Annotated in this window: 7 protein-coding genes; 3 read left to right on the forward strand and 4 right to left on the reverse strand. The window is 67.5% G+C overall.

What is annotated here, in order from left to right; translation table 11 throughout:
• A partial coding sequence (locus VD972_RS02960; protein WP_324980407.1) for an alpha/beta hydrolase-fold protein occupies positions 1–801 on the reverse strand: 801 nt, incomplete at its 3' end.
• 91 nt (positions 802–892) lie between these two features.
• The gene (locus tag VD972_RS02965) at positions 893–4,147 is read right to left on the reverse strand and encodes a C45 family autoproteolytic acyltransferase/hydolase (RefSeq protein ID WP_324980409.1); all 3,255 of its coding nucleotides are present in this window, start codon (positions 4,145–4,147) and stop codon (positions 893–895) included.
• Positions 4,148–4,358: 211 nt separating this feature from the next.
• On the opposite strand from VD972_RS02965, the gene VD972_RS02970 reads away from it, so the two are divergent.
• Positions 4,359–5,843, forward strand: a complete 1,485-nt coding sequence (locus tag VD972_RS02970; protein WP_324980411.1) for a cyclopropane-fatty-acyl-phospholipid synthase family protein — start codon at positions 4,359–4,361, stop codon at positions 5,841–5,843.
• A gap of 80 nt (positions 5,844–5,923) precedes the next feature.
• Here the strand turns inward: VD972_RS02970 and VD972_RS02975 are convergent, their stop codons facing one another.
• Entirely contained in the window at positions 5,924–8,077 is a 2,154-nt protein-coding gene (locus VD972_RS02975; protein ID WP_324980414.1) for a DUF7594 domain-containing protein, read from the reverse strand.
• A 140-nt stretch (positions 8,078–8,217) separates the two neighbouring features.
• The gene (locus VD972_RS02980) at positions 8,218–9,723 is read right to left on the reverse strand and encodes a cyclic nucleotide-binding domain-containing protein (RefSeq protein ID WP_324980416.1); all 1,506 of its coding nucleotides are present in this window, start codon (positions 9,721–9,723) and stop codon (positions 8,218–8,220) included.
• Positions 9,724–10,049: 326 nt separating this feature from the next.
• Here VD972_RS02980 and VD972_RS02985 point away from each other — a divergent pair, with 326 nt between their 5' ends.
• Together VD972_RS02985 and VD972_RS02990 are read left to right on the forward strand one after the other, a co-directional pair.
• Positions 10,050–10,715 carry an EF-hand domain-containing protein gene (locus VD972_RS02985; protein WP_324980418.1) on the forward strand — a complete coding sequence of 222 codons (666 nt, stop codon included), beginning with the start codon at positions 10,050–10,052 and terminating at the stop codon, positions 10,713–10,715.
• A 19-nt stretch (positions 10,716–10,734) separates the two neighbouring features.
• Positions 10,735–12,888: GMC family oxidoreductase N-terminal domain-containing protein (locus tag VD972_RS02990; protein ID WP_324980420.1), on the forward strand; the 2,154-nt coding region annotated here is incomplete at its 3' end.

Genomic DNA, 12,888 nt, shown 5'->3' on the forward strand with positions numbered 1-12,888 from the left:
CTTGAGCTCCTCCACGAGGAACTTTCCGTACGCGTCCGCGTTTCCGCCGCCGTGCTGGGCGAACTCGCCGGTATCCTTCACCTGGGTGTACTCGTCGAAGCGATCCTCGGTGTTGTAGACGCCGACGATGATGAGCGGCACCACGTCTCCCGCCTGGATGAGCTTCTGGGCGGCCTCGTCCACACGCCACTCCTCGCCCGAGTAGGCGGTGGCCTTGTCCATGAGGTTCTGCCCGTCGTGCATGTAGAACACGGGGTAGCGCTGCTTGCTCTCCTCATAGTCGGGCGGCAGCCAGACGATGATGTCGCGCTTGCGCGGCAGGTGCTTCGAAGCGATCCCGCGCAGGTAGCGGATGTTGCCCACGAGCGTGCGCATGGTGGGCGGCTCGGACTGATCCGCCCAGCGAGCCACGCTGACCGAAACGCGCTGCTTGCCGGTGCCCACCTTCAAGGTGCGGTTGGGGATCTCCTTGCCGGCGCGGTCCTTCTCCACCGTCTCCCACGTGCCGCGCGTCACCTTGTACTCGATCACCGCGTCCACGGGCAGGGAGACGGTGGCGGTATGGCGGCCGTCCACCGTGCGTGACAGCATCAGGCCCGCTCCGTTCCACTTCCCCAGGGCTTCATCGTTACCGGAGATCCACAGCTGATCTTTGGCGGAGGTCTCGAGCGGAACGGCCACCTCGAAGGTGACCGAGGCGTTCAGGCCCTTCGTGGTGGGGGCCGGGCCGCTGCCACAGACCCCCAGCCCTACGGCGAGCCACAGGAAAAAGGTCCAACGGGATGCATGTCGCTGCGTCATGCGCAGCAGGATAGCCCAGGCCTCTCCCATGGGGGGGGAAGAGGTCTGTCCTCCTTCACTCTCGGTGCCCCCCAGTGTTGACTGCTAGCGCTCAGCGCGGGGGTTGGTTGACCGGAGAGGGAGAGACCTCCTTGAGCTCCTGCGTCAGCGCGTCCGGCTCGTGGAAGCCCTTGGCGCTCACCTCCGCGCCGCGGAAGAGGGCCCAGCTCTGGAGCCCGCGGTGGAAGGTCTTCGTCATGTGCCAGAGCTGGAGCCCGCTGTTGGCCAGGTAGAGGTAGAGCACCCGCTGGGGATTCCAGGGATTGGGCAGCGCCAGGGCCAGCCCATCATCCGGGCGGCCGTACGTCTTCCCCTGCCAGCGGAAGAAGCGCCGGCCGAGCTCCACGGGGAGCTTCTTCTCCGCGGCGAGCCGCGCCAAGAGCGTGTTGTCCTCGGCGCCGCCGAAGACGACGAGATCCCGCTCCGCCAGCTCCTGGTCCGTCACCTCGGCGTCCGGCTCGAGGGGGGCGAGCAGCTCCACGTTGGCGTCCGCCACCACGTCGCGGTAGTTCATGGCCAGCGTCCGCATGGACTCCACCTGCCGGGCCGTGCCATGGACGAACGTGAGCCGGTCGAACTCCTCCAGCACCTGGCCCAGCGTGTAGTGCCGCTCCCGGCGCACGGGGATGTCACTGGAAGGGTTGAACACCAGCCGCACCGGCTTGTCCGTTGTGTGGAAGGTGAAGGTGTCGCTGGCGCCCTTCACCTCCACGCGCTCCAGGATCCGGGCCTTCTCCGTCCACAGCTCCACGGTGGTGACGAAGTGGTAGGGCGCGCCCGTCTGCTCGACTTTCAGTGTCACGTCGTAGCCGTCCTTGGCCTTCGTGAGCCGGGACTGGATGCGTGGCTGGGGAACACCGCCCCGCTCCAGCCACTGGGTGATGAAGGGCCGCAGATCCCGCTTCGCGGACTCGGAGGCCGTCTTGATGAAGTCCGCGGTGGTGATGTTCCGGTTGGCGTAGCGCTCGTGGGCCGTCTTCATGAGCTTCGAGAAGTCCTTGTTGCCCAGCAGCAGCCGGAGCTGGTGCAGCACGAAGGTGCCCTTGATGCGCGGTACCAGATAGGTGCCATAGCGGTCATATGTGGTCCGCGTGGCCACCGCCGGGAGATCTCCCTCCCGGGAGGTGATGGTGAGGAAGCGGGTGTTCAGCTCGGCCAGCACGTCCCGCTGCTGCTCGAAGGCCTTCTCCGCCGTCTCCTGGTCCTCCGGCAGCTCCTTCAGGAGGCTCCAGTAGGCCGCCGAGCCGCTCACCAGCCAGTTCTCCCCCTCCGTGGAGGGGAACACGGTGTTGGACCACAGCTGCTTCTCGTCGAAGGCGAGGGCATCCTGGAGCTTCGTCAGCTCTCGCTTGGGAGGCTTGGCCTCGGCCTCGGCCTTAGAGGCGGCCGGGCGAACGGCCTTCAGCTTGTCGGCCACGTAGAGGGGACTGAAGGCCGTGTAGCCCAGGGACAGGTGGGGCGTGGCTCCCGGCAGATCCGGGATGAAGCGGCTGCCCACCATCTTCTCCCGTAGCGTCGTCTTCCCGTAGTGCGCCAGGAACATGAGCTTCTCGGTCATCTCGCTGGTGGTGATCTTGCCGTCACAGGCGTGGGGGCGGTTGATGGGGCTGGAGGCCATCATCCGGATGGCCGAGTCCAGGGTGAAGCCGCCCTTGCCGTACTGCTCATAGAAGCGCCAGAAGGAGATGTCCCGGTTCCAGGTGTTGAAGGCCAGATCCACCGGAGCGTTGCTCGGGTTGGGCACGTACTCCTTGCGCACCTCCATGTCCCGGGTGTTGTTGTTGGCCCAGATGAAGTCCTTGAGGTTGCCCGGCGTGTCCGCGGCGGCGCCCTTGCTTCCGGTGCGCCACAGCTTCGTCTTCTCCGTGCCCAGTAGCAGGCAGGCGCCCTCGTCCGTCTTGGTGTCCGCCAGCGTCCAGTCGTTGGTGTAGAGCCCGTTGTTCTTGTCCTTCATGATGCGGGCCACCTCCTCGATGGAGGAGGCGTACTGGGCCGCCTTGCGGATGCGGTTGCTCTGGGGAGTGCCGTTCGCGTTGAAGGGCGTCTGGCCCACCGTCGTCTCGCCGATGACGATGCCCGCGTCATTGATGAACCAGTCCGCGCCGCTGTGGATGCCGCCCGGGAACGTCTGCATGACGAAGCGGTGGCCTCGGGTGGGCTGCACGTCCAGCACCACATCCCAGTGCACCCCCGTGTAGCCGTTCCACATGAAGATCTGCCCCATGATGACCCGCCCATCCTGGGTGGCGGACTTCGTGGCCACGAAGGACGAGCAGTGGTCCCCCTTACCGGCCCGCTCCGCCTCCTCCTCGCCCTTGATGAAGATGCGGCCCGACAGCGGCGTGGCCGTGACGCGGTTGGCGGACTCCAGCTGGCCCAGATCCACCGCCGAGTTGAGGGCGACGATGTCCACCAGATCCAGCTCCCGCTCCTTGAACTTCGCGCCCGCCTTGTTGGCGCCGTCCGCGATGCCCCGCATCTCCTCGAGGAACTCCGTCTCGTACTTGCGCAGGAAGAGCGAGTCCGCCAGCAGCCGCAACTGGGCCCAGCCGTTGCCCAGGTCCGCCTTGTTCTTCTGCGTGCCCAGCTTCTCCATGTAGCGGACGATCTCCTGGGAGACGAGCTCGCCGAACTGGTGGCCGCGCTCGTACGGCTCGCCCTCGATGTGGACGTAGATCCACCCGGCCTCGTCGTAGCGGAAGCCCTTGCCGGCCCAGCGCACGGACTCCAGCGGGATGTACGCGGTGATGTCGTCCACCTCTTCCAGCTTCACGTCATCCACCCACACGGTGCCGGTGGCCTTGCCGTTGCGGCCCAGGTGCACCTGCACTCGATCCGTGCCCTGGGTGGCGAAGAAGAAGGCGGAGACGCGGCCCCCTTGCTCGGAGGCTGGGGCGGGCGTGCAGTTGGTGAAGGGGAAGCTCTTCATGGCGAGACAGGCGCCCACCGCTGTGGGGTAGCGCGCCGTGGGGTCCGCCTGCACGCCGCGGGTGCGGACCCAGGCGCTGACGCGGTAGAGGCGGCCCACCTGGAGCTTCAAGGGCTCGGACTGGACGGTGGTCTCCGCACCCCCGGGCGGGTTCTGGATGGAGAGGCTTCGGCTCCCCTCGGCGCGCACGCTGGTGTTGGCCGTCACCTGGCCCTGCCCCGACACGGACCAGCCCGTGGGCTGCCCCGAGCCGGCGAGCGCCTCGAAGCCGGCATTGGCCACGGACACCGGCGCGGCCTGGGTAGGCCCCGCGTGGAGCACTCCGAGGGTGGGGAGGAGCACACTAAGGAGTCGCGAGGCCGTACGGAGAGTGAGCATGGTCATTCGTGTCCTGGGTGCTGAACTGGCAGCCGGGGGCTGGTGCCGCTTCTACCTGGAGATGGGGCTCCGGAGTAGTGCCGCCCCCTCCCAACCGGGTGGGGGGAGGGCTTGTTCCCTTGCCTGTTCCTCGCGTCCGGGCCTGCGCCCATGGCGCTTTGCGTAATCCCGCCTTTTCCTTTCTCCCGACTTGAGATTATGAGGCCCCTCCATGAACCAAACCGCTGCCCCCGCCCCCCTTGCCCCGGACGAACCGAAGACCCGGCCCGCTCCGTCCACGCCGCTCTCCCTCGTGCGACCGGACGAGCGAGGCCGAACCCATGGCCTCTCGTTCATCTTGTGGATGATGGAGCAGAGCCTGTTCACCCTGCTGCTCATCCCCACCGTCTTCGCCACGGCGATGATGCTGATCATCAACCGGGGCTGGCCGGTCTTCGTGATCAGCTGGCTGGCGGTTCCGCTGCTGGGCGTGTTCGCGCCGCTGCTGTACCTCGTCTACCGCTCCTACCAGCACGACGATGGGACTGCGAAGTGGGAGGAGTACATCAGCTGGCGCGATCCCCAGGATGCGGCGAAGTGGGCCGGCAAGAAGATCCCCATGGAGATCGTCTACGAGGCCTACATGGCCGAGAAGCTGGACTTCAAGCAGGACGTCCATGAGACCTTCCTGCGCCGCAACATGCTGTTCCGCTTCTGCTTCACCTGGGGGGATGTGAAGTTCTACTTCCGCGAGTTCCTCGGGCAGAACGTCACCCACACCGTCGACTCGGATCGCGGCGACATTGCCCACGTCTACAACCGGGGCAACGACTTCTACAATTGGTTCCTCGGACCCTCGATGACCTACACCAGCGGCATCTTCCGCAGCCCGGATGAGACGCTGGAGGTGGCCCAGGAGCGCAAGCTGGACACCGTCTGCAAGTACGTGCAGATGAAGCCGGGCGACAAGCACCTGGACATCGGCTGTGGCTGGGGCCCGCTGGTGGTCCACGCCGCCAAGAACTACGGGACGCAGAGCACCGGCATCACCCTCGCGCAGGAGCAGGCCGACTGGGCCAACAAGCGCGCCGCCGACAATGGGGTGGGGGACAAGGTCAAGATCATCGTCGACGACTACCGCAAGCTGCCGGTGGAGAAGTACGACAAGATCACCTGCCTGGAGATGGCCGAGCACGTGGGCATCAAGAACTTCCAGAAGTTCCTGCTCCAGGTGCGCGGGATGCTCAAGGACGACGGCATCTTCTACCTGCAGATCGCTGGCCTGCGCCGCCCCTGGCACTTTGAGGACCTCATCTGGGGCCTCTTCATGGGCAAGTACATCTTCCCGGGGGCCGACGCGAGCTGCCCCCTGGGCTTCGTGGTCAACCAGGCCGAGCGCGCCGAGTTCGAGGTGCACCGCGTGGAGAACTGCGGCGTCCACTACGGACTGACGATCCGCAAGTGGTACGAGAACTGGAAGCGCAATGAGGCGGCGATCGTCGCCAAGTACGGCCAGCGCTGGTTCCGGATGTGGATGGTGTTCCTCGGCTGGTCGGTGATCGTCGGCGGGCAGGGCGGCTCCACCGTCTTCATGATCACCCTCACCAAGAACATCAAGACCGACAAGAGCACGGTCAGCCCGGAGGAGGCCAAGGAGGTCGCCTTCAGCCGGCAGGACCGCTGGGTGGGCCCGAACCCGGTCAGTACCCAGCAGTAACAGCTCCACCGCAAGTGGCTTCACCGAGAGCCCTGCCCCCGTGGCAGGGCTTTTTTGTGCCCCTGGCTACCGCGCGTCAGCTACCACCACAGCTCGAGGTAGGGGAGGTTGGCACTGGCCTCGCGGGAGTTCAGGTAGGCGTGGCGATCATCATCCCCGGTGTCGCTCGAGTGCCGCAGCTCCCGCGCCAGCGCGAAGGTGACCACGCCGTCCCGGGCCAGCTGCTTGTTGACGAAGTCCGTCACCTCCACTCGCTGGATCTGCGCCGTGGCGTCCACGCTGAGCGTGCCCAGCGGGAAGGCGCTGGTGCCCACTCCGGTGAGCTTCGAGGAGGTGGGGTGGAGATTGGGCGCCGTGTTCCACGTGAGGCCGCCCTCCGTCCAGCTGTCGTTGTCCAGCCCGTACACGTGGAAGGTGAACTCCGAGCTGTCCATCGGGTTGTAGCCGTACACGCGCAGGATGGCCCGCTTGACCTGGGTGCCCGCGGGGACGCTGCTCAGGCTGAACTTCAAGTACCCCGCGCGGTTCACGTCCTGCGTCGCGCCGCGCTTCACCCGCAGCACCGTGTCCGCCCCGAAGTTCAGGTTCGCCGAGGCCCCGCCCTGCACCTGCGCGTCTGCCACCGGGGTGATCTTGTTCACCGTCAGCACCGGCCCCTTGGGGATGGTCAGCAGCCACACGCTCTGCCGTGGCTGGGTGAGGGTGAACTCCTTGGTGGACGGCATGCTCGGCAGCTGCGTCACCTCGCCCGAGTGCATCGCACTGACCTCCTCCACGGAGACCGCCTGGCCCGTGTACACGCCCAGGCCGTTCACGTTGAACGTCGTCGTGTAGTCGTGGGCCGCCGATGAGTTGATCGACAGGATGTAGTAGTTGTTCGTCACCGGATCGAACGCGGTGTATGCGTTGTAGTCGTTGTTGCTCGAGGTGACCGTCGTCTTGTAGCGCGAGCGCTGATCCTTGAAGCCCTTGGCGAACAGGCGCACCACCTCCGCCCCCTTGCGCGCCCCGCCAATGTCATACGGCGCCGAGTCCGAGACGTAGTGGAAGCCCGTGCGCTGCGGACCGTAGGTGTCGCTCACCGTGTTGCTGAACTTGAAGGCGTCCATCCCATATACGCCCTTCAGCATCGTCTTCGCGAAGATCAGGCCGAGGTCGCAGAACACGTACGGCGTGCTCAGGCTCACGCCCGCCAGGGACGGATTCTCGAACCCGCTCGTCGAGTAGCGGTTGAACTCCGTGTAGAAGACTGGCAGCGCCACCCCCGTAGGCGTGTACGCCTTCATCTTCGTGTCGAGCATCGCCATCTCATCGAAGTAGGCCCCACCCTCCATGCCGTACTTGTGCGTGGCGTAGATGTCGAAGATGTCGTAGCCCACCGTGGCGCCCGAGTAGTCCTTGCGCAGGTTCTGCAGCGCCTTCTGGCCCCAGCCCGTGTAGTCGTCGCGCGGATCCGCGTCCGGATCCGCGTCCATGTGGTACGGCCCGCGGCTGTCCGCGCTGTGCGTGACGGTGGGGGCCATGACGCGCGTGGCCAGGCTCTTGCCATAGCGCGTGTTCACGTCCGCCACCGCCGAGCGGATCGCGTCCGAGGCGAAGCGCAGCCAGTCGATGTACTCGCTCTGGCTCATGGTGCAGTCGCTGCAGTCCGGCTCGTTGTAGGTCTCGTACAGCGCCACGTCGTAGTTCTTCGCCAGGTGGTACGCCACGGCGTAGTAGTGCTGCCAGTGCTCCCACTTGTCCGCCCACGTGCCTGCGCCGCTCCAGCCCTTGCGGCTGATCACCGCCAGCACGGTGAGGTTGAGCCGCCGCAGCTCGCCCAGCATGTAGTTGAGCTTCGCGTGGTTGACGCCCGTCTGCTCGAAGTTCGCGAACCGATCGTTGAAGGCGGCCCAGTGGATGTACGTGGAGCTCTCGGGGTTGGCCCTCAGCGCCGCCTTGCGCGAGTTGAACGTCAGCAGATCCGTGACGCCGTCCCCGTACGGCGCCAGATCATCCGTGGGCTCGTAGTAGCTGGGGCTCGCCCAGATGCGGAACAGGTTCACCCCGGAGCGCTCGACCCACGCGGCCGTGTTGCTGCCCGGCATGAAGTGTCCGTAGTTGTAGCCGATGTAGCGCGGCGTCTGCCCCACCACCTCGAGCGTCGCGTCCACCCGGGCGGTGGCGGCCCCTGCTCCCGAGGCGAGGAGCAGGCAGGACAGGGCGGTGGCAACGAAAGGACGAAGCGGCGTCATGCGGAGCACTCCGGTGAGGGGGGGCCACCCGGGCCGGGGCGGCCCCCACGGTCCAGGTGGCGCGGAGAATCAGGTATCCAAGGAATTCTTGCAATACCTGCTCGGGGCCTGCGGTGGACACCCTCACCAGAGGCTTTTTTTCAAGCGGCCTTCGGCAGAGAGGCCTCCCGGGCCAGCACGGCGCCGCGGGGCAAGAGGACGACGCGGGCGGTCTCCTGGGCCACCACCCGCAAGGGGTGCTCCACCTCGAGCAGCAGCGCGCCCTGGGCGGCCAGCTGGGGCGCCGCGTGGGCGAACTCCACCGAGCCCGACAGCACCAGCAGGTGGGTGCCCGGCTCCACGGTGAGCACCTGCTGCGGTGCCAGCTCGCAGTGCTCGCCCTGCTGCAGCCACGAGCGCCGGCCCTGGCGGCCCAGCTGCCCGTAGCGCTCCACTCCCCGCACCAGGGACTCGAAGCGCCGCTCGGCGAACGTCTTCCACACGTCCTGCCGCAGGCCGACGTTGGTCTCGATGAGCGGCAGCAGCACCTCGCGGGGGATGCGCACCAGCGTGGAGTCCATGGCGGTGCGGATCGAGGCGGAGCGGCGCTCACCGGCCAGCATGGCGATCTCTCCAAACACGGCCCCGCTGCCCAGCTCGTTCACCACCTGCTCCTCACCGCCCTCCAGCACGTAGGCGGCGCCGCGGGCCAGCAGGTACAGCTCGTTGCTGACGTCGCCCTCGCGGAAGACGATGCGCCCTGCGGACATGTTGAGGATCTGCGCACGCGTGGCCACTGCCTTCAGCGTGGCCTGGTCGAACTGGGAGAAGAGCGGCACGGCCTTCAGCTGGCGGACGATCTCGGAGCGGGACAGGCGGGCGCCCAGCGGCAGCCGGCGCGCCAGGGACACGGCAGCCTCCACCGGCTGGCGCAGCTTGCGCTCGCCCAGGGCGCGAATCACGCTCAGGATGTTGGCCGCCGTCGCCGGCACCACCGTCACCAGCCCGTCGCCGTTCACATAGCCGGGGTTGGCCTCGATGAAGAAGCGGGCCGCGGGCTTGTCGCAGTGCTGCCAGTACTCGCGCTCCGCCTCCGTCTCTCGCGTCTTCCAGCCCACCTTGCGCACCAGCGGCCGGGCGGCATCCACCTTCTCCAGACCGAACTCGGCGGCCAGCTCCTCCATGAAGGACTGCAGCTCCGGCGGCGTTTGCGCACCCTGCCGCGGCCATACCTCGCCGCAGTACCTGGCGAACACCGCATAGCTGGACGGGTGCACCAGCGAGCCCAGGTAGTACGCCCGCCGGCCCGGGTTCTTCAGCAGGTAGCGCAGCGCCAGCGACAGTCCGAAGCGCGCGTTGACGTTGCTGCCCCGGTAGGCGCGCAGCGAGCCCGCCTCCGCCCGGAACACCGCCGTGGGCACGCCGCCCAGCTGCCGCTCGAAGATGTGGAAGGCGAAGTAGCCCACGATCTCCCCCGCCTCGCTTTTGTGCACCTGGATCCAGGTGTGCTCCGCCTTGGACTCCACCACGTACTTGGCGAAGGACTGCCGCTCCACCCCGTCGAAGATCTGGTTGTGGACAGCATAGAGGGCGTCGATGAGCTGGCTCCGGGCCTCGGGGCTCAGGGACTTGGGGACGATGACCTCGGTGTTCGCGATGCGGGACATGGGCTTGGTTCCTTCCTGCATCTGCCTTTGTGCAAGGCGGTTGCCATGCCCGGCGTGAGGGGCCAGAGGCCCCAAGTCCCCAGACTTTCCAGGCAGATACGTGACAAGGGGGTGGGCAGGGTGGGGACCTGGAGGCCTCCACCCGCCGGCTGTGCGTCCCGGCCAAACGCGGGCGCTTTCGAGATGGACGCTGGGGCGATCACCCCCTGCGGTGCGTCCCCTGGGAAGCGGCTGCTTCCGTGGTGGACGCAGGAGGTTCATCGAATCCCTGCCCCTGGAGACGACAGACAGCTACGATGCATCGCCAACTTCGGGAGGGGAGCAAGATGGCGAAGAAGAAGCCGGCCAAGAAGGCCGCTGCCGCGAAGAAGAAGACCGCGAAGCGCACCACCACCAAAAAGGGAGCCCGGAAGGCGCCCGCGAAGTCGCCTCGCAAGGCGGCGGCGAAGACCGCTCGGAAGGCGGCCGGGAAGGCGGCTCGAAAGCCCACCGCCCGAAAGGCGGCCGGGAAGGCGGCTGGGAAGGCGACCGCAAAGCCGGCTGCCCGCAAGGCTGCTCCCAAGGCTGCTCCCAAGGCTGCTTCCAAGGCTGCTCCCAAGGCTGCTCCCAAGGCCCCTGCTCTCCGCAAGGCCCCTGCACCGGCGGCGGTCATCACCCCGGCGCCCAGCGAGCCCACGGGTCCCACCGTGGAGACCGAGCGGCCTACCCCGGAGGTGGTGGAGACGACCTCCGCCGGCACTCAGCCGCTGGCACCCGAGCACGCAGCGGTGGATGACCTGACCAGCTCCGGCAACGAGCTGCTGGACATCTTCCAGAAGTACGACCGCAACCGCACCGGCTCCATCGAGCAGCGAGAGTTCGCTCGCCTGCTCGAGGCGCTAGGGCAGAACATCACCGATGAGGAACTGGCGATCGCCTTCGATATCATCGATACCGAGCGCACCGGGAAGATCTCCTGGAAGCAGTTCAAGAACTGGTGGACGAGCCGATAGCGGCTCGTGAAGACAAAAGATGCGGCGACTGTCGTCTCCTGTAGAGAGGTTGGGTGGGCACTGGCCCGTAGTCGTCGTGGGCTCTGGCTACGGGGGGGCTATCACCGCATCCCGGCTGGCCCGCGCGGGCCAGAAGGTCTGTGTGCTGGAGCGCGGGCTGGAGCGGCTGCCGGGAGAGTTCCCGCGCACCAACACCCAGCTCGTGCGTGAGACGCAGCTCATGGGGCCTGGCGGCTCGCTGCTGGGGAAGCTGAAGGTCGGCTCCCCCACGGGGCTGCTCTCGCTGCACCTGCTGGGGGATCTGGCCGTCGTCACCGGGTGTGGCCTGGGGGGCACCTCGCTCATCAACGCGGGCGTGGTGCTGCGGCCGGATCCGCGCGTGCTCGAGGAGGACTGCTGGCCCTCCGGGTTCCGCCAGGATCTGAAGGAGGGCATGATCGAGGGCTGCTTCGTCCACGTGGAGCGGATGCTGGGCGCCCAGCCCTACCCTGAGTCGCACCCGAGGCTGCGCAAGATGGACGCGCTGGAGCGCTCGGCGGAGCTGACGGGCGGCCGGTTCTACCGCCTCCCGCTGGCGGTGAGCTGGAAGGAGAGCGTCAACGCCGCGGGCATCCGCCTGCGGGGATGCACGCTCTGCGGAGACTGCGCCACCGGCTGCAACGTGGGCGCGAAGAACACGCTGCAGATGAACTACCTGCCGGACGCGCAGCACCACGGCGCGGAGCTGTTCACCCAGGTGGCCGTGCACCACGTGGAGCGGGGCCAGGGCCGCTGGCGCGTGTACTACCGGCTGATAGGCATGGGGCGCGAGCTGTTCGACGCGCCGCTCCAGTTCCTTACGGCCGATCACGTCATCCTGGCAGCGGGGACGCTGGGCACCACGGAGCTGCTCCTGCGCTCGCGGGCGGCGGGCCTGGCGCTGTCGGGCGAGCTGGGCAAGCACTTCTCCGGCAACGGGGATGTGATGGCGTTCGGGTACAACCTGGACGTGCCGGTGAACGCGGTGGGGTACGGGGATCACGAGGTGAAGAACCCTGAGCCCGTGGGCCCCTCCATCACCGGGGTGATCGATCTGCGGGACACCGAGTACCTGGATGAGGGCATGGTGATCGAGGAGGGGGCGGTGCCGGCGGCGCTCGGCGGCTACCTGCCCACGCTCTTCGCGGCCATGTCGCCCCTGCTGGGCGAGGACACGGATGAGGGCTTTGTCGATGGGGTGCAGGAGAACGCCCGGGTGGCGGAGAGCCTGATCCGCGGGCCCTACCACGGGGCCATCCACAACACGCAGACGCTCTTCGCCATGACGCACGACGATGGAGGAGGGGAGCTGCGGCTGGAGGGAGACGGGCTGCGTGCCGTGTGGCCCGGCGCGGGGCGCCAGGACAGCTATGTGCGCGCTGAGCAGAAGCTGCACAAGGCGGTGGAGGCGCTGGGCGGCACCTTCCTGCGCAATCCGGTGAGCGCCCGGCTCCTGGATAATGCCCTGCTGATCACCCACCCACTGGGTGGCAGCGTGATGGCGGAGGACGCGGAGGGCGGCGTGGTGGATCACGAGGGCCGCGTCTTCTCCGGCTCGACGGGCACCCCTGTCCATGAAGGCCTCTACGTCTGTGACGGCTCCGCCATCCCGCGCTCGATCGGCGCCAACCCGCTGCTCACCATCTCCGCCCTCGCCGAGCGCTTCAGCGCGCGGATGGCCCGTCGGCATGGGTGGCACATCGACTACGCGCCCCTGACGGAGCCGGAGACGCCAGCGCCCTCGGAGCCCATGGGCCTGCGCTTCACGGAGAGCCTGCGCGGCTTCATCTCCCCCGCGGTGGGGGAGGACTACCGGGCTGCGGCGAACCCGGATCGGCCTGGGGCCTCGGAGCTGCGCTTCATCATCACCGTGCTCGTGGAGGATCTGAACGCCATGCTGGCGGACGGCCGTCACCCCATGGCGGTGACGGGGTGTGTGGTGGCGCCGGCGCTGTCCGCGAAGCCGCTGATGGTGACACGCGGCACGCTCAACGTGCTGGTGGAGGATCCGCTGCGGCCCGGGTACAAGCAGCTGCGCTACGCGCTGCACCTGCTGTCCGAGGCGGGGGAGCACTTCCTCCTCGAGGGCTTCAAGCGGCTCACGGATGATCCGGGCATCGACTTCTGGGAGGACACCACCACCCTCTTCATCACG

This window comes from Hyalangium sp. (assembly GCF_035629615.1).
Lineage (GTDB): Bacteria > Myxococcota > Myxococcia > Myxococcales > Myxococcaceae > Hyalangium.